Origin of the sequence: Nocardioides sp. YIM 152315 (assembly GCF_029210375.1) — a bacterium.
Lineage (GTDB): Bacteria > Actinomycetota > Actinomycetes > Propionibacteriales > Nocardioidaceae > Nocardioides.
In genome coordinates this window covers 13,470-30,119 of the sequence record NZ_JARGER010000028.1, presented here as the reverse complement: position 1 = coordinate 30,119, position 16,650 = coordinate 13,470, and the positions used below count along the sequence as shown (strand labels likewise).

General features: G+C 70.7%; 15 protein-coding genes, 2 tRNA genes and 1 pseudogene. 1 reads left to right on the top strand and 17 read right to left on the bottom strand.

The features are described 5' to 3' along the window. Positions 1–10: 10 nt before the first annotated feature. The 11 genes and pseudogenes from PZ894_RS08905 to PZ894_RS08855 all read right to left on the bottom strand — a co-directional run bounded on the left by PZ894_RS08905 (position 11) and on the right by PZ894_RS08855 (position 9,285). The gene (locus PZ894_RS08905) at positions 11–937 is read right to left on the bottom strand and encodes a hypothetical protein (RefSeq protein ID WP_275744147.1); all 927 of its coding nucleotides are present in this window, start codon (positions 935–937) and stop codon (positions 11–13) included. A gap of 172 nt (positions 938–1,109) precedes the next feature. Beyond that, positions 1,110–2,405 carry an ATP-dependent Clp protease ATP-binding subunit ClpX gene (gene clpX / locus PZ894_RS08900; protein WP_275744146.1) on the bottom strand — a complete coding sequence of 432 codons (1,296 nt, stop codon included), beginning with the start codon at positions 2,403–2,405 and terminating at the stop codon, positions 1,110–1,112. 174 nt (positions 2,406–2,579) lie between these two features. Further along, positions 2,580–3,191, bottom strand: a pseudogene (locus PZ894_RS08895) (ATP-dependent Clp protease proteolytic subunit); the annotation flags it as partial. A 10-nt stretch (positions 3,192–3,201) separates the two neighbouring features. Further along, positions 3,202–3,789: an ATP-dependent Clp protease proteolytic subunit gene (locus PZ894_RS08890; RefSeq protein WP_275744268.1), complete on the bottom strand. Its 588-nt coding sequence runs from the start codon at positions 3,787–3,789 to the stop codon at positions 3,202–3,204. 365 nt (positions 3,790–4,154) lie between these two features. After that, positions 4,155–5,570: a trigger factor gene (tig, locus tag PZ894_RS08885; protein WP_275744145.1), complete on the bottom strand. Its 1,416-nt coding sequence runs from the start codon at positions 5,568–5,570 to the stop codon at positions 4,155–4,157. A gap of 57 nt (positions 5,571–5,627) precedes the next feature. Beyond that, positions 5,628–5,700, bottom strand: a tRNA-Pro gene (locus PZ894_RS08880). A gap of 45 nt (positions 5,701–5,745) precedes the next feature. Then, a tRNA-Gly gene (locus tag PZ894_RS08875) sits at positions 5,746–5,819 on the bottom strand. A 79-nt stretch (positions 5,820–5,898) separates the two neighbouring features. After that, positions 5,899–6,996 (bottom strand): PP2C family protein-serine/threonine phosphatase, encoded by a 1,098-nt coding sequence (locus tag PZ894_RS08870; RefSeq protein WP_275744144.1) that lies wholly within the window; start codon positions 6,994–6,996, stop codon positions 5,899–5,901. Positions 6,997–7,024: 28 nt separating this feature from the next. After that, on the bottom strand, positions 7,025–7,888 hold the full coding sequence (locus PZ894_RS08865) for a DNA-formamidopyrimidine glycosylase family protein (RefSeq protein ID WP_275744143.1): 864 nt from the start codon (positions 7,886–7,888) through the stop codon (positions 7,025–7,027). Continuing rightward, entirely contained in the window at positions 7,881–8,387 is a 507-nt protein-coding gene (locus tag PZ894_RS08860; RefSeq protein ID WP_275744142.1) for a ribose-5-phosphate isomerase, read from the bottom strand. The genes PZ894_RS08865 and PZ894_RS08860 overlap by 8 nt, the downstream gene beginning before the upstream one ends. 13 nt (positions 8,388–8,400) lie before the next feature. Continuing rightward, the gene (locus PZ894_RS08855; protein WP_275744141.1) at positions 8,401–9,285 is read right to left on the bottom strand and encodes an alpha/beta hydrolase; all 885 of its coding nucleotides are present in this window, start codon (positions 9,283–9,285) and stop codon (positions 8,401–8,403) included. A 76-nt stretch (positions 9,286–9,361) separates the two neighbouring features. Between PZ894_RS08855 and PZ894_RS08850 the strand changes: the two genes are divergently transcribed. Further along, entirely contained in the window at positions 9,362–10,540 is a 1,179-nt protein-coding gene (locus PZ894_RS08850) for an MFS transporter (protein ID WP_275744140.1), read from the top strand. Here the strand turns inward: PZ894_RS08850 and PZ894_RS08845 are convergent. The 6 genes from PZ894_RS08845 to PZ894_RS08820 form a co-directional block, all read right to left on the bottom strand. Further along, positions 10,512–11,978: a peptide MFS transporter gene (locus PZ894_RS08845; RefSeq protein WP_275744139.1), complete on the bottom strand. Its 1,467-nt coding sequence runs from the start codon at positions 11,976–11,978 to the stop codon at positions 10,512–10,514. The two genes, PZ894_RS08850 and PZ894_RS08845, sit on opposite strands and share 29 nt — an antisense overlap. 48 nt (positions 11,979–12,026) lie before the next feature. Beyond that, on the bottom strand, positions 12,027–12,557 hold the full coding sequence (locus PZ894_RS08840) for a MaoC family dehydratase (protein WP_275744138.1): 531 nt from the start codon (positions 12,555–12,557) through the stop codon (positions 12,027–12,029). A 98-nt stretch (positions 12,558–12,655) separates the two neighbouring features. Further along, positions 12,656–12,841, bottom strand: coding sequence for a DUF5302 domain-containing protein (locus PZ894_RS08835; RefSeq protein WP_275744137.1), 186 nt, complete (start codon positions 12,839–12,841; stop codon positions 12,656–12,658). 97 nt (positions 12,842–12,938) lie between these two features. Further along, positions 12,939–14,141 (bottom strand): acyl-CoA dehydrogenase family protein, encoded by a 1,203-nt coding sequence (locus PZ894_RS08830; protein ID WP_275744136.1) that lies wholly within the window; start codon positions 14,139–14,141, stop codon positions 12,939–12,941. Between the two features lie 107 nt (positions 14,142–14,248). After that, positions 14,249–15,232, bottom strand: a complete 984-nt coding sequence (locus PZ894_RS08825) for a hypothetical protein (RefSeq protein WP_275744135.1) — start codon at positions 15,230–15,232, stop codon at positions 14,249–14,251. 6 nt (positions 15,233–15,238) lie between these two features. Next, entirely contained in the window at positions 15,239–16,627 is a 1,389-nt protein-coding gene (locus PZ894_RS08820) for a phospholipase D-like domain-containing protein (protein ID WP_275744134.1), read from the bottom strand. Positions 16,628–16,650: the final 23 nt, after the last annotated feature.

Below are 16,650 nucleotides of genomic sequence, written 5' to 3'. Positions count from 1 at the left end.
CGGGTCCTGCTCAGCGCCAGCCGCGGTAGCCGTCGTCGCTGTCGTCGTCGCGGTCGTCCCAGCTGCCGCCGTCCCAGCCACGGTCGTCGTGCCAGCGATCGTCGGTGGCGCCGGTGCCGGCGAGCAGGCCGCCGACCAGGCCGGCGACCACGCCGCTGACCACGCCACCGCGCGTGCTGCTGCCGCTCGGGGGGCTGCTCGGCAGGCCGCTCGGCAGACTGCTCGGCAGGCTGCCCTGGCTGCTGCCCCGGCCGATCGAGGTCGCGACCTCGACCACGCCCTTGATGATCTGGTCGACGTCTCCACGGCTCCCGCGGCTCGAGCCCTGGCTCGTCCCGTGGGAGTTGTCGCGGCCCCAGCCCCAGCCGTTCCCGCGGTCGTCGTCATCGTCGTCACCACGGCCCCAGCCGTGGTGGTCGCCGGACCCCGAGCCGGCGCCCGTGGCGGGGGCCGGCGGGGTGGCCGGGGTGGCCGGGGTCGCCGGCGTCGCCGGAACGGCGGGCGTGGCGGGGACGGCAGCGACCGGGGGGTTCGGCGCAGCGGGGCCGGAGGGAGCGTGGTCGGAACCGCCCCGCTTGCCCGGGTGTCGGCCTTCCTGCTTGCCGTCGCGGGCGCCGGAGTGGGCGCGGTCCGGGGTGGTCTTCGTCGTCTCCGAGCCGGAGGCGTGGCGCACCGGGTCGGCCGCGTGGGCGCCCTTCGAGGGCGCGGCGTCGTCGGCCACCTCGTCGGTGGCGACGACCGTCGGCGCCGCCTGCGGGACCGGCGCCTCGGTCGGAGCCGGCTTCGGGTGCACGACAGGCGCGGCGAGCAGGGCGCGGTGGATCGGCCCGACGAGGCCGCCGAGGGCATCGGTGCGGACGGAGTGCGCCAGCACCGCGATGCACGCCAGGACGACGACGATCGAGGCAACGAATGGTGCGCGGTGCTCGGAGCGCATCCAGATCCCTTCCCGAGAAAATCGGACGGGATCAGTCTTCCCGCTGTCGTGAGCCGGGGCCAAACCCCCGAGGGCCAAATGGTCGGAAATGGCCCAGGTGGACTAGTCAGTGCGGGCCAGGGATCGCCTGACGGCCCCGGCGCGATGGCCCGGGCGGGTCAGGCGCGGCCGCCTACGCGGACTTCTTCTTCTTCGCCTCGGACTCGCGCGGGACCAGGGTGGGCGCCACGTCGTCGGCCACGACCTCGCGGGTCACGATCACCCGGGCGACGTCGCCGCGGGACGGCACGTCGTACATCACGTGGAGGAGGACCTCCTCGATGATCGCGCGCAGGCCGCGGGCGCCGGTGCCGCGCTCCATCGCCTTGTCGGCGATCGCCTCGACGGCGTCCTGGGCGAACTCGAGCTCGACGCCGTCGAGCTCGAAGAGCTTCTGGTACTGCTTCACCAGCGCGTTGCGGGGCTCGGTGAGGATCTGGACGAGGGCCTCGCGGTCGAGCTTGGTGACGCTGGCGATCAGCGGCAGGCGACCGATGAACTCCGGGATCAGGCCGAACTTGGTCAGGTCCTCCGGCCGGACCTGGGCCAGCAGGTCCTCGGCCTCCCGCTCGGCCTGGCCGCGGACCTCCGCGGTGAAGCCGAGGGTCTTCTTGCCGACACGCTGCTCGACGATGTGCTCCAGGCCCGCGAAGGCCCCACCCACGACGAACAGGATGTTGGTCGTGTCGATCTGGATGAACTCCTGGTGGGGGTGCTTGCGACCCCCCTGCGGCGGCACCGAGGCGGTGGTGCCCTCGATGATCTTCAGCAGCGCCTGCTGAACGCCCTCGCCGGAGACGTCGCGCGTGATCGACGGGTTCTCGGCCTTCCGGGCGACCTTGTCGATCTCGTCGATGTAGATGATGCCGGTCTCGGCCTTCTTGACGTCGTAGTCGGCCGCCTGGATCAGCTTCAGGAGGATGTTCTCGACGTCCTCACCCACATAGCCGGCCTCGGTGAGCGCGGTGGCGTCGGCGATGGCGAACGGCACGTTGAGCATGCGGGCCAGGGTCTGCGCGAGGTAGGTCTTGCCGCAGCCGGTCGGGCCGATCACGAGGATGTTGGACTTCGCCACCTCGACGACCTCGTCCTTGCTGTGCTTGCCCGGACCGCTGGCTCCCGCGGGCTGGAGGCCGGCCTGCACCCGCTTGTAGTGGTTGTAGACGGCGACCGCGAGCGACTTCTTGGCCTGCTCCTGGCCGATCACGTAGGAGTTGAGGAACTCGAAGATCTCACGCGGCTTCGGCAGCTCGTCGAGGCTGACCTCGGAGCCCTCGTTGAGCTCCTCCTCGATGATCTCGTTGCACAGGTCGATGCACTCGTCGCAGATGTAGACACCCGGACCCGCGATCAGCTTCTTGACCTGCTTCTGGCTCTTCCCGCAGAAAGAGCACTTGAGCAGGTCGCCTCCGTCACCGATACGTGCCACGGGCGGTCATCCTCCGGTATCTCGAGCCCGATCTGTCGAGCCCCATCTCTCATGCCCGATGTGCCGGGCCGGTCCTGCGGGTGGTGCGGTTCGAGGGGCCGAGCGCCTCTCTGACGGTACCGCGTCCCACCCCCGTCGCGGGGAGGGACACGAGGAACCTCGGGTCGGACACGCTCAGGCGAGTGCCGGAGCACCCTTGCGCGACTCGACCACGGTGTCGATCAGGCCGTACTCGACGGCCTGCTCGGCGGTGAGGATCTTGTCGCGCTCGATGTCGCGGCTCACCTGTTCGATCGGCCGACCGCTGTGGTCGCTGATCATTTTCTCGAGGAGCTCGCGCATCCGCAGGATCTCGTTGGCCTGGATCTCGATGTCGGAGGTCTGGCCGAAGGTGCCCTCGGTGTAGGGCTGGTGGATCAGGATCCGGCTGTTCGGCAGCGCCAGACGCTTGCCCACCGCCCCTGCGCCGAGCAGGATCGCCGCCGCCGATGCCGCCTGGCCGATGCAGACCGTCTGCACGTCGGACTTGATGAAGTTCATCGTGTCGTAGATCGCGGTCAGCGCGGTGAACGAGCCGCCGGGGCTGTTGATGTAGATCTGGATGTCCTGGTCGGGGTTCATCGACTCCAGGCACATCAGCTGCGCGATGACCGCGTTGGCGACGTCGTCGGAGATCGGCGTGCCGAGGTAGATGATGCGGTCCTCGAAGAGCTTGGCGTAGGGATCGATGCGCCGGAAGCCGTACGACGTGCGCTCTTCCCACTGCGGGATGTAGTAGTTCATGCGGTGCCCCTGTTCAGCTGTTCTTGTGGGCCGGGCGGCCGTCGTCGGCGGCCTCGCGGGCGCTCTTGATGACCTGGTCGACCAGGCCGTACTCCTTCGCCTGGTCGGCCGTGAACCACCGGTCGCGGTCGGCGTCGGCCTCGACCTGCTCACGCGCCTGGCCGGTGTGCTCGGCGATCAGGTCGAGCAGGATCTGCTTGATGTGCAGCGACTGCTGCGCCTGGATCTTGATGTCGGAGGCCGAGCCGCCCATCCCGGAGGACGGCTGGTGCATCATGATCCGCGCGTGCGGGAGCGCGTAGCGCTTGCCCTTGGTGCCGGCGCAGAGCAGGAACTGGCCCATCGACGCGGCCAGGCCCATGCCGACCGTGGCGACGTCGTTGGGGATGTAGTTCATCGTGTCGTAGATCGCCATGCCGGCGTCGACCGAGCCGCCCGGGCTGTTGATGTGCAGGAAGATGTCGGCCTCGGGGTCCTCGGCGGAGAGCAGCAGCAGCTGGGCGCAGATCGCGTTGGCGTTCTGGTCGCGGACCTCGGAGCCGAGGAACACGATGCGCTCGCGCAGCAGGCGCTGGTAGATGTGGTCGTCGAGGCCGTTCATCCCGCCGCCGCCGTTGAGCTGCGGCTGCTGGGTCCCCGAGTGGGACGCGGAGCTGGAGTACTGGGTCACGGAAGCGACCCTAGCCGGAAGCGCCGACACATCCACGGCTCACACCCCCCTGTTCGCCGACAGCGGATTTCGGGTCCTGCCGACATCTCTCCGGTTGGCGTGACGATGCGTGGGTGCGGCTCGTCGGGTGGCCAGGGGAAGCGAGTGCGACACGCCGGGGGATGCGGCGTGTCGCCCTCGGATCGCCTGACCCCCCGTGCTGGTGCCCCGTCACCGCCGAGGTGATTCCTCGGTCGAAATGCCCGCGACCCGCCCGAACGGGTCGGGCGGGTCGCGGCGTACGACGTGCGGGGGGATCAGGCCTCGGCCTTCTCCTGCTCGCTCGAGCCGTCGGCGGCGTCGGCGTCGGCCTCGACACCCTCTTCGGCCTCGTCCTCGGGCTCACCGATGGTGCCGTCGGGACGCAGGTTCTTCAGGTCGAGCACGTTGCCCGAGGCGTCCTTGACCACGGCGGCCTCGACGATGCGGGCCAGCGCCTTGCCGCGCAGGATCTCCTGCACCAGCTCGGGGACGTGGTTGTGCTCGAACATGTGGTTCGCGAACTCCTGCGGGTCCTGTCCGGACTGCTGGGCGCGGCGGACCATGTGCTCGGAGAGCTCCTGCTGGTCGATGCCGAACTCCTCGACCCGGGCGATCTCGTCGAGGAGGAACTGCGCGGTGACCGCGTCACGGACCCGGCGCTCGAGGTCGGCCTCGAACTCGTCCTGGGTCTGGCCCTCGTCCTCGAGGTACTTCTCCATGGTGAGGCCGGCGTAGGAGAGCTGCTGCTCGAAGCTGCTGCGGCGTGCGTTGAGCTCGTCGGTGACGATCGTCTCCGGCAGCGGCACCGAGACCTTCTCGAGGAGCGCCTCGAGTACGGCGTCGCGGGCGGCGGCGGCCTGCTCGAGGCGGCGGCCGCGGCCGAGCCGCTCGCGGACGTCCTCGGTCAGCTCGGCGACCGTGTCGAACTCCGAGGCCATCTCGGCGAACTCGTCGTCGAGCTCGGGGAGCTCCTGCTCCTGGACCTGGCTCACCGCGACGGCGACGTCGACGCCCTCGCCGACCAGGTCGCCGCCCACGAGCTGGGAGGTGAAGACCTTCTCGTCGCCGGCGGCCATGCCGACCAGCGCCTCGTCGAGCCCGTCGAGCATGCCACCGCGGCCGACGCGGTAGGACATGCCGCTGACCTCGGCGCCCTCGACGGGCTCGCCGTCCTGGGTCGCCTTGAGGTCCATGACGACGAAGTCGCCGTCGGCCGCCGGGCGCTCGACGTCGATGAGGGTCGCGAAGCGCTCACGCAGGTTCTGGACCTGCTCCTCGACGTCCTCGTCGCTCAGCTCGACGTCGTCGACCTCGGCGGTGACGCCGTCGTACGACGGCAGCGTGATCTCGGGCTTGACGTCGACCTCGGCGGTGAACTCGAGCGCGTCGTTGTCCTCGAACTTCGTGACCTCGATCTCGGGCTGCGCGAGCGGCTGGAGGTCGTTGGCCTGGAGCGCCTCGACGTACTTCTGCGGGACGACCTCGTTGATCGCCTGGTCGAGGACCGCGCCGCGACCGACCTGGCGGTCGATGACGGCCGGCGGCACCTTGCCGCGGCGGAAGCCGGGCACGTTGATCTGCTGGGCGATCGTCTTGTACGCCTTGTCGAGGCTCGGCTTGAGCTCCTCGAAGGGCACCTCGACGGTCAGCTTGGCCCGGGTCGGGCTCAAGGTCTCGACGGCGCTCTTCACAGGGTTTCTCCTCGTGGTTGCTCGGTGTGGTGGTGCGTCGGTGCTGTCTGGGCTGAGTCGGGGCGACAGGACTCGAACCTGCGATCTCCTGCTCCCAAAGCAGGCGCGCTAGCCACTACGCTACGCCCCGCCAAGTGGGGCCCGGCCCGGTGCCGGAGCGCCGGCGGACCCTGCTTGGAGCGGATGACGGGAATCGAACCCGCGTAGCCAGTTTGGAAGACTGGGGCTCTACCATTGAGCTACATCCGCGCGCTCCGGGCAGTGCTGCCCAGAGCGGGTGCAATCGTGCCACATCGCGGGGCTCGCGCCCCAACCGGGACCGCCGGGCTCAGCGGCGGTGGACGAGCACGAGCGCGCGGTCGTCGTTGTGCGACCCGAGTGCGTCGACCAGCCGGTCGGCGCCTCCCTCGAACTTGCCGCGCAGCAGACGCTCCGCCTGGCCGAGCATCCGGTCGATGCCCATGCCGATCTCGCGCCGGGCCGTCTCCACCATGCCGTCGGTGTAGAGCAGCATCGCGTCCCCCGCGCGCATCTCGCCGACGCGGGCGGGGAAGTCGACGTCCTCGATGAGGCCGAGGACCGGCCCCTCCCCCTCGTGCACGCTCCAGCGTCCGGCGCCGGCGTGGAGCTGGGCGGCGGGCGGGTGACCGGCCGTGCGGACCTCGAAGGCACCGGTGCCGAGGTCCAGGGAGAGGTGGACCGCCGTGGCGAACCCCTCCTCCCAGCCCTGGCGCAGCAGGTAGTCGTTGGCCGCCGGCAGGAACTCCGCCGGCTCGAGCGCGCCGAGCAGGCCGCCGAAGGCTCCGGAGAGCAGGAGCGCGCGGGTGCCGGCCTGCTCACCCTTGCCCGAGACGTCGACGACGACGATCTGGAGCCGGTTGGACCCGCGCTGCACGTCGGCCACGACGAAGTCGCCGGCGAACGGCGTGCCGCCGGCCGAGCGCAGGGCGTCCTCGGCGAGCCAGCCCGCGGGCAGCGAGGGGAGGCCGCCCTGGCTGAGGATCCGGTCGCGCAGGTCGACGAGCATCGACTCGCCCTGCACCCCGGCGACGCCGAGCCGGGACCGCCGGAACGACGTCGTCAGCACGATGAAGCAGAGCGCGTAGAGGATCGTGATCGTGAGGACGACCCGGGTGGTGATCTGCGGCTGACGCGCGATGGCCAGCATCAGCATCACCATCACGAAGACCACGAACCACGGCAGCTGGCGCGGGCCGAGCATCAGGCTGCCGAGCAGCAGCGGGACCATCAGCACCGACATCGGCGCCGTGTCCGGCCAGAGCAGCACCAGGGCCGTGGCGACGACGGTCATCGCGATCAGCAGCACGAGCGGACGGTTGCCGCGCGGCAGGAGGCGCCGTCGGCGGCGCACGGTGCGCGGCCGGGAGGGCCGGGCGGCCCGCTCCGCGCCGGTCCGTGCGGTCATGGTCGTCCGTCCTCGTCCTGGGGTGCGCTCACTGTAGTGCTCGCGATCGGTACCTGCGCTGACATTGCGCACACCAGAAGAGGTTGCGTCCCTGCAGCTCGGCGGTGCGCACGACACGCCCGCAGACATGGCACGGCATGCCGTTGCGGCGGTAGACGTAGACCTCGCCGCCGTGGTCGTCGCGCCGCGGCGGTCGGCCCATCGCCTCGGGGGTGTGCTCGGGCCGGACCGTGTCGATGCGACCGGTGCGCACTCCCTCGCGCATGAGCACGACGAGGTCGTCCCACATCGCCTGCCACTGCCCGACGCGCAGGGTGTTCCCGGGCCGGTAGGGGTCGATCCGGTGGCGGAACAGCAGCTCGGCGCGGTAGACGTTCCCGACGCCGGCGAGCACGGTCTGGTCCATCAGCAGCCCGCCGATCGGTGCGCGGCTGCGCCGGATCCGGGCCCAGGCGACGCCGGGGTCGGCGTCGGCGCGCAGCGGGTCGGGCCCGGAGCGAGCGACGACGAGATCGCGCTCGGCCCGGGTCAGCAGCTCGCAGGCCGTGGCACCGCGCAGGTCGGCGTACGACAGCGCCGGGTCACCGCCGACGAGGACCGTCTCGGCGACCAGCCGCAACCGCACCTGTCCGACCGGGGCCGGCACGACGGGCACCTCCGCGTGCACGTCGAGCTTGCCGTAGAGGCCGAGGTGGACGTGCACGAAGCGATCGCCCGGGAACGAGACGAAGAGGTGCTTGCCCCACGCCTCCGCGCCGGCGAGGACCTCGCCGTCGAGGAGCGCCGCCGACTCCGCGAACCGGCCCTGCGGGCTGCTGACCCTCACGACACGGCTGCCGAAGGTCGCGGTGAGCTCGCCGGCCAGTCGGTGGAGGGTGTGCCCCTCAGGCATCCGGGTCGGCGGCGGGGCGCTCGGGCAGCGGCGGCAGGGTGCCGTCGGTCTCGTACGTCGCGAGCTGGGCGATCCGCCGCGCGTGGCGCTCCGCGCCCGAGAACGGCTCGGCGAGGAAGAGCTCCACGAACCGCGTCATCTCCGCCAGCGAGTGCATCCGGCCGCCGATGGCCACGACGTTGGCGTCGTTGTGCTGGCGGGCCAGCAGGGCGGTCTCCTCCGACCACGCGAGCGCGCAGCGGACGCCATCGACCTTGTTGGCGGCCATCTGCTCGCCGTTGCCGGAGCCGCCGATCACGATGCCGACGCTGTCCTGCCCGCCCGCCCGCTCTGCGGCGACCGCCTCGGCGGCCCGCAGGCAGAAGACCGGGTAGTCGTCGTCGGCGTCGTACCAGAACGGTCCGTGGTCCACGGGCTCGTGGCCGTGCTCGGTCAGCCAGGCGGTCAGGTGTTCCTTGAGGTCGAGTCCGGCATGGTCGCAGCCGAGGTGCACGCGCATGCCCGCCATCCTCTCAGCCGTGCTGGTCGATGAACGCGGCGGACTGGCGCAGCAACGCCTCGGCCGCAGGGAAGGCCGACGCGTGTCGCCAGAAGCCGTGCAGCTGCCCCAGGTAGCGGGTCGCGGTCACCGCCACGCCGGCGTCGGCGAGCAGTCCGGCGAGGTCCTCCCCCTCGTCGCGCAGCGGGTCGTGCTCGGCCGTGACGAGCAGCGTCGGAGGCAGCGTCGCGAGCCGATCGGAGCGCAGCGGCGCGAGGTCGGCGTGCTCGAGATCGGCCGGCCCCGCGGCGTACTGCCGCCAGTACCAGGCGGCCTCCCGGGGGTCGAAGCCGTCGGTGGCCGTCCGGTACGACGCGAAGCCGGCCGTCGGGTCGAGGAACGGGTAGATCAGCACCGTCGCGACGAACCGGCCCGGGTGCCGCAGGGCCGCGACCAGGGCGAGGTTGCCGCCCGCGCTGTCGCCGTGGACGACGGTCGGGCCCTCGACGCCGAGCGCCGCGGCCTCGCGGTCGAGCCAGCCGACGACGGTCGACACGTCGTCGGGCGCCGCCGGGAACCGGTGCTCGGGCGGGCGTCGGTAGTCGACGCTGAGCACCGCGCGCCCGGTGCGGTTGGCCAGCCGGCGGGCGGCCGGGTCGTGCACGTCGACGTCGTGGAAGACGAAGCCCCCGCCGTGGAGGTGCACCACCAGGCCGGGCGCGGCGCCGGCGGGCCGGTAGAGCCGGGCCGGCACGCCGTCGGCGTCGACGTCGCGCACGTCGGCGACGTCCTCGCGCGGCTCCGTCGCGGCCGAGGCCCGCGCCTCATCGCGGGCGGCGGCGATGTCGTAGCCGTCGCTCCAGACCGGGGTCTCGTCGGCCACCGGCTCCAGGGCGCGGCGCGCTTCGGGGAAGAGCATGCGGGAACGCTAGCGGCCCGTGCCGCGATCCGCCGTTCGGCCCATGACCGGTGGAACTCGTGCCACGATGCGCGGCATGCAGATCTCGCGGGCGCGGGCGGCCACCGCTGCCGCCTTCCTCACCCAGGGCATGATCCTGCTCAGCCTCACCACCCGGCTGCCCGAGATCCAGGACAAGTGGGGGTTCTCCGACGTCACCCTGTCCCTGGTGCTGCTGATGATGGTGTTGCTCGCCGGGGTCGGGTCGGTGGTCGCCGAGACGCTCGCCAAGCGGCGCGACAGCGCACTGCTGCTGCGGTCGGGCCTGCTGCTGATCGCGGTCTCCGTGCCCGTCCTGTGCCTGGCTCCCGCGGAGGGCGCATTCGTCGCGGGGATGGCCGGCTACGGCATCGGGCTCGGCATGGTCGACGCCAGCACCAATATGCAGGCCGTCGCGCTCGAGCACCGGTACGCCCGGCCGATCCTGCCGTCCTTCCACGGCGCCTGGACGCTCGGTGGCGTCGTCGGCGCGCTCGTCGGCCTGGCCACCGCCTCGGCGCCGGTCGAGGTCAACGCCGTGGTCGGAGTGCTGCCGCTGGTGGTGGCGTTCGCGCCGTTCCTGCCCCGCGACCAGGGTCCGACCGAGCTCCCGGAGGCGCTCGCCGTGCCGTGGCGGCCGATCATCCTGGTCGGCATCGCCATGGTGCTCTTCTACATGGTCGACACGGGCGTGCAGACCTGGGGCCCGCTCTTCCTCGACCACACGTTCACGACGCCGGAGCGGTACGTCGCGCTCGCGGCGCTCGCCTACCTGCTCGCCAGCGGCGCGGTCCGGCTGGCCGGCGACCGCCTCGTGAGCCGGTACGGCGCCGTGCTCGTGCTGCGGGTCGGCGCGCTGGTCGGGGCGGCGTCCCTGGCGGTCGTGGTGTTCTCCCCGGGCTGGCAGGTCGCGGTGTTCGGGTTCGCGCTGCTGGGCGCAGGAGTGGCCGTCGTCGCGCCGCTCAGCTTCTCCGCGGCCGCCCGGATCGCCGGAGGCGACGGCCTGGAGCCCGCGGTGCGCCAGGCCAGGGTCGACGCCGTGATCGCGCGGTTCAACCAGTTCAACTACGTCGGCGCGCTGCTCGGCTCGGTCATGACGGGCCTGGTCGGCAGCGGCTCGCTGCGGATCGGCTTCGCCGTGCCGATGGTGCTGGTCCTCGGCATCATCCCGCTGGCGACCGCCTTCGCCCCGAGGGTCGGGTCGCTGGTCAGTGCACCCCGGCCATCAGCCTCCTGATCGGCCGGACGCACAGCAGGAGCACCACGCCGACGGCGATCGCGACCAGGCCGATGATCAGGAAGTAGCCGGTCTCGTCGTCGGGGTCGTAGTACTCCGCGAGCCGGCCCGACATCGCGGTGCCGAGGGCGATCGAGAGGAAGTACAACGCCACCATCTGGGTGTGGTAGCTCGCCGGCGCGAGCTTGGTGGACAGCGAGAGTCCGGGCGGCGAGATGAACAGCTCGGCCAGCGTGAACACCAGGAGCACGCCGGCGAGGGCCCAGAGGTTGACGGTGTTCTCACCGGTCGGCATCGGGAGGAAGAGCAGGAACGCCGCGCCCATCAGCACCGTGCCGACGCCGAACTTCACCGGCGTCGACGGCTGGCGGGGGCCGAGCGAGGTCCACACCGCGGCGAAGACCGGCGCCAGCGCGATGATGAAGACCGGGTTGATCGATTGCACCCAGGAGACCGGCATCTCCCACCCGAGGAAGTCGCGGTCCACGCGCTCGTCGGAGTAGATCGTCACCACCGTGAACTGCTGCTGGTAGAGCGACCAGAAGACGGCGTTCGTGATGAACATCGGGACGAACGACCACACCCGGCTGCGCTCGATCGCGGAGAGGCGCGAGCTGGTCAGCATCAGGAGGAAGTAGCCGATCGAGGCGGCGACGGTGATCCAGATGACCCAGTCGGACAGATTGCCGGCGTCCATCCAGCCCAGCGCGACGAGCGCCCCGACCGCCGCGAGGAACGCGACGAGCGCGCCGACGTACCGGATCCGCTCCGCGGGCGCCAGCGGGTTGGGCACGACGCGCGTGGAGTCGGGCAGCCGGCGACGTCCGATGGAGTACTGCACGAGGCCGAGGAACATGCCGATCGCCGCGAGCCCGAAGCCCCAGTGGAAGCCCTGGTTCTCCTGGAACCAGCCGGTGAGCAGCGGGCCGACGAACGCGCCGATGTTGATGCCCATGTAGAACAGCGAGAACCCGGCGTCCCGGCGCTCGTCGCCCTCGGCGTACAGCGAGCCGACCAGCGAGGTCGCGTTGGCCTTCACTCCGCCGCTGCCGAGCGCGATCAGCACGAGACCGATGCCGACCCCGGCGAGGTCGGGCACCAGCGCCAGTGAGACGTGCCCGAGCATCACCACGCACGCGGCGTAGAAGAGCGTTCGCTCGGCGCCGATGACCCGGTCGGCCAGCCAGGCGCCGAGGATCGTGGCCAGGTAGACCGCGCCGCCGTACGCGCCGACGATGCCGGTGGCGGTGGCCTTGTCGATGCCGAGCCCGCCGTCGCCGGCCGAGTAGTACAGGTAGATCAGCAGGATGCCCTGCATGCCGTAGAAGCTGAACCGCTCCCACATCTCGACGCCGAAGAGGTTCGCGAGCGGCCAGGGCTGGCCGAAGAACCCCCGGTCGAGCTCGCCGGTCGGGCCGTGCTGCGTCGAGGTCGTCACCTGCTCACGGTGCCCAGGGTGGGCCCAGGCACAACGTGCGGCAGGAGCTCAGTTCGCTGCGCCCGGCCAGTTCCTGTCCGGCTGCGGCACCGGACGACCGGGCTGCTCGCCGCCCCGCGCCTCGAGGTAGTTCTGCTTCGGCACCATCACCTTGCGGCGGAAGATGCACACGACCTTGCCGTCCTGGTTGTAGCCGATCGTCTCGACGTGCACGACGCCGCGGTCGTCCTTCGACGTCGACTCCCACTTGTCGAGCACGGTGGTCTCGCCGTAGAGCGTGTCGCCGTGGAAGGTCGGTGCCACGTGGCGCAGCGACTCGATCTCGAGGTTGGCGATCGCCTTGCCGGAGACGTCCGGGACGCTCATGCCGAGCAGGATCGAGTAGACGTAGTTGCCGACCACGACGTTCTTGCCGAACTGCGTGGTCTCCCCCGCGTAGTGCACGTCCAGGTGCAGCGGGTGGTGGTTCATCGTGAGCAGGCAGAACAGGTGGTCGTCGTACTCGGTGACCGTCTTGCCCGGCCAGTGCTTGTACGTCGCGCCGACCTCGAACTCCTCGTAGCTGCGTCCGAACTGCATGCGCACACTCTGCCCGTACGACGCCGGCCGGCGCACCGGGTGCTACGCGTGGGTAATGTCACCCTCCAGCAGCGGGTGTCGCTGCAGCCGAGCCCGCCTCAGGAACCGCCGCCGCCGGCCTTGCGCCGGTGCATCTGCGGCGCGGCCCCGCCGGCCACCTCGGAACCGTGGGCCTTCTCCCGGAGGGGAGCGTCCTGGTGGACGCCCTTCTCCTTGGAGTTCTTCCGCTCCAGCGCCTCCCGCATCTTGGCCTTGAGCTCGTCGTTGCCGTGCGAGTCCGTCATCGTTCCTCCGCGCAGGGTCGGGCCGGTCAGGTCTCTCCACCCTCGCACGCGGACCCGGACGCCGTCGACCGACTAACGCGCGACCGGCTCGGGCGCCTCAGGAGAGCTTGTAGTCCTTGAGGAGGCTGCGGCCGATGATCATCTTCTGGATGTCGGAGGTGCCCTCGCCGATGAGCATGAACGCGGCCTCGCGGTAGAGGCGCTCGATCTCGTACTCCTTGGAGTAGCCGTAGCCGCCGTGGATCCGGAACGAGTCCTGGACGACCTCGTTGCAGTACTCCGAGGCGAGCATCTTGGCCATGCCGGCCTCGACGTCGTTGCGCTCGCCGGAGTCCTTCTTGCGGGCGGCGCGGACCATCATCGCGTGGGAGGTCTCGACCTTGGTCGCCATCTCGGCGATCCGGAAGAGGATCGCCTGGTGCTCGGCGATCGGCTTGCCGAAGGTCTCCCGCTGCTGGGCGTAGGCGACGGCGAGCTCGAACGCCCGGTTGGCGATGCCGCAGGCGCGCGCGGCGACGTTGACGCGGCCGACCTCGACGCCGTCCATCATCTGGTAGAAGCCCCTGCCGGGCTCACCGCCGAGGACCTGGTCGGCCGAGACCCGGTGGTCCTCGAAGACCGCCTCGGTGGTGTCGACGCCCTTGTAGCCCATCTTGTCGATCTTGCCCGGGATGGTCAGGCCCGGCGCGGTCTCGCCGAAGCCCGGCTCCTTCTCGACCAGGAACGTCGTCAGGTTCTTGTAGACCGAGCCACCCGACTTCTCGCCCTCGTCGGTCTTGACCAGCACCGCGACCAGGTTGGACGTGCCGCCGTTGGTCAGCCACATCTTCTGGCCGGTGATCGAGTAGTCGTCGTCCTGCTTGGTCGCCTTGGTCTTGATGGCCGACACGTCCGAGCCGAGGCCCGGCTCCGACATCGAGAAGGCCCCCCGGATCTCCCCGGTCGCCATCCTCGGCAGGTACCTCTTCTTCTGCGCCGGCGTGCCGTGCTTCATCAGCATGTAGGCCACGATGAAGTGGGTGTTGATCACACCCGAGACGCTCATCCAGCCGCGCGCGATCTCCTCCACGCACAGCGCGTAGGTCAGCAGCGACTCCCCCAGCCCGTCGTACTCCTCGGGGATGGTGAGGCCGAAGATCCCGAGCTCCTTGAGCCCGTCGACGATCTCCTGCGGGTACTCGTCCGCGTGCTCCAGCTCGGTCGCGACGGGAAGGATCTTCTCGTTGACGAAGGTCCGGACCGCCTTGAGGATCTCGCGCTGGTCCTCGGTCAGTCCGTCGGTCTCGCACAGCCGGCCCATGAGTGTCCTTCCGCGTCGGGGTGACTCATCGGTAACTTACTCGGTCGACGCGGGCTCCGAACCGTGAGATACCGCACGCGCCCGGGTCGGGCCCGAGGCGCGGGGCTTCAGCCGCGCCTGCCCGGCCCGCGCACGATCCGGGCGAGGGCGTCGACCGCCGCGTCGAGCTGCTGGTCGGCGTCCACGGCGTCCGGGTCCACGCCGGGTACGTCGAGCGGGACGAGCTCGGCCAGGTCGCCGACGATCCGTACGCCCGTCGCCGCGAGGTCGGCGCTGCGGGCGTCGGACCGCTTGCGCAGCCAGCCCGGCACCACGAACCCGATCGGCTCCTCCGCGCCCTTGCGGGCGGCCAGCACCTGCTTGGCGAGCCGCTTCTTGACCGCCCTGTTGTAGACGGCCTTGTCGACGTCACCGAGCGCGGCGTTGAGCCGGCCGAGCAGGAGCGCCGAGGCGGCGCCGAGGGACTCGTTCGCACGCGGGGCGGCCGCCCAGGTCGCGGGCGCCAGGCCGACGACCGCGCAGAAGCGGTCCCACAGCTGCTCGGAGGGCGCACCCGCGGGTGGGACCGTGATCACCGTGACGCGGTCGGGGCCGAGCACCTTGGCCCAGCGCCTCGCGATCTTGCCGAGATCCTGCTGCCGCCAGAACCGCTTGCCGACCGTGCCCGACTCCGAGCGCACGGCGCGCTGGAACTCGCCCCATCCCCAGCTGCGTCGGTTCTGCAGCGTCTCCTGCCACATCGCCGGCACCACCCGGCCCAGGTCGCGGACCGTGATCACGGCCTCCACCCGGGCGTCGGGGAAGTCGGCGAGCACGCGGCGGATCCGGTCCTCGGCGATCGGCGCCATGAACTCCATCGAGACCAGCACGGTGCCGGGGTGGTCGCGCACGTCGTCGACGAGCCGGGCCCAGGCCTTCGCTCCGGCACTCGACGACGCGAGGTCGGTGACCGCGCGCACCTGCCGCGACCACGGGGTCGGGAACAGCACTCCCTGGCGGTCGAGCTCGTCGAGATTCGCGCCCAGCCGGGCCTGCACGAACGTCGTACCCGACTTCAGCAGTCCGACGTGCAGGACCAACCGATCAACCATGGCGACCTACTCGTCGCGCCATTCGGGGCTGTCGAAGCCGTACTTCTCGGTGACGATCATCCGCGGCAGGTCGCCGGAGGGCGCCAGCGCGGCCATCGACATCATCAGGCGCGCCGGGAACGGCGGGTCGGTGTCGTCGGCGGAGCCGCTGTGCGGCCGGTAGCCCACCGCGCGGGTGCGGTGGTCCCACATCCAGTTCCAGTGCCTGAGGTAGGCCTTGTAGGTCTTGCGGCCCGGGATCATCAGCACCATCTCGTCGCCGGTGAGGCCGGAGTCCTGGTAGTTGCTGGACCCGGTGATCGAGATCCGGGCGTTGGTCCGGTCGCCGTAGTGACCCGAGATCAACAGCTCCTTCATGTGGCTGTAGAGGTCGATCTCGCCGTCGCTCTCGCCGTCGGGGCCGCTGTGGTCGGTGTCGAAGCCGTTGGAGCGGACCGGGACGTAGCCGCGCTTCGTCGGGTTGCCGAAGACCTCGCGGACGTTCCGTCCGGCCATGCCGTACTGGATCTTGACGTCGCAGCCCTGGGCGTAGAGGTTGCGGAAGCGCTGGGCGATGTAGCGGCCCCGGCTGCCGTCCCACGCGTGCATGTTGACGCGGATGACGGTGCGGCCGCCGTTCCTCTTCGCGCCCTTGCACTGGACCGGACGCAGGAGGGTCATGATCGGGTCGTCGTACGGCGCGCCGTGGAAGGGCGTCTCCATCAGCCGGTACTTGCCGATCTGCTCGTCGATGTACGGCTTGCGGACGGGCTTGTCGAGCTTCATCTCCTTGAAGAGCGCCTCGAGGCGCTCGTAGAGCCTCGTGGAGTCGTTGGTCGTCCAGAGGTCGTTGTACTGGTTCTTCGCCCCGTTCATCTTCATGTTCACGGAACCGACCATCACGACGTCGCGGGCGGCGCCGGTCTTGGAGAACAGGATGAACTTGGAGTGCAGCACGTCGCCGTTGGAGCGGCAGCCCTTGTAGCACTGGGCGACGAAGTTCTTCTTCTTGCGGTTGGTGCCGACGGCCTTGCGCATCTTGCGCTGCGCGGGCGTCATCTCGTGGTCGTTGATCAGCACCTGCACCTGCACGCCGCGCTTGCGGGCCTTGATGAGTGCGTCGGCGACCGGGAACCGGTCGAAGGAGAACATCGACATCCAGATCCGCGAGCCCTTCTTGGAGTGCCGGATCGCCGACAGCACCTGGCGCTCGATGCGGAACTGGGTCTCCGGCCTGGAGCGCGGGACGTTGAAGACCGGGCCCTCGGCGGGCGTCCACTTCGGCTTCTTCGGCTTCGCGGCGTGGGCCGCGACGGTCGGTGCGGCCGCGGCGGGAGTGCCGACGGAGCCACTGCCCGCCGTGGCGAGGACGATGAGACTCAGTGCCGTGGCAAGCGCACGGGCGCTGGATTTCACGCGACGGACCTTTCGACGAGGGA

Coding starts and splice junctions, on each gene's coding strand:
- PZ894_RS08905 (WP_275744147.1), bottom strand. CDS start 937: ATGCGCTCCGAGCACCGCGCACCATTCGTTGCCTCGATCGTCGTCGTC.
- PZ894_RS08890 (WP_275744268.1), bottom strand. CDS start 3,789: ATGAACGGCCTCGACGACCACATCTACCAGCGCCTGCTGCGCGAGCGC.
- PZ894_RS08870 (WP_275744144.1), bottom strand. CDS start 6,996: ATGACCGCACGGACCGGCGCGGAGCGGGCCGCCCGGCCCTCCCGGCCG.
- PZ894_RS08865 (WP_275744143.1), bottom strand. CDS start 7,888: ATGCCTGAGGGGCACACCCTCCACCGACTGGCCGGCGAGCTCACCGCG.
- PZ894_RS08860 (WP_275744142.1), bottom strand. CDS start 8,387: ATGCGCGTGCACCTCGGCTGCGACCATGCCGGACTCGACCTCAAGGAA.
- PZ894_RS08855 (WP_275744141.1), bottom strand. CDS start 9,285: ATGCTCTTCCCCGAAGCGCGCCGCGCCCTGGAGCCGGTGGCCGACGAG.
- PZ894_RS08850 (WP_275744140.1), top strand. CDS start 9,362: ATGCAGATCTCGCGGGCGCGGGCGGCCACCGCTGCCGCCTTCCTCACC.
- PZ894_RS08840 (WP_275744138.1), bottom strand. CDS start 12,557: ATGCAGTTCGGACGCAGCTACGAGGAGTTCGAGGTCGGCGCGACGTAC.
- PZ894_RS08835 (WP_275744137.1), bottom strand. CDS start 12,841: ATGACGGACTCGCACGGCAACGACGAGCTCAAGGCCAAGATGCGGGAG.
- PZ894_RS08830 (WP_275744136.1), bottom strand. CDS start 14,141: ATGGGCCGGCTGTGCGAGACCGACGGACTGACCGAGGACCAGCGCGAG.
- PZ894_RS08825 (WP_275744135.1), bottom strand. CDS start 15,232: ATGGTTGATCGGTTGGTCCTGCACGTCGGACTGCTGAAGTCGGGTACG.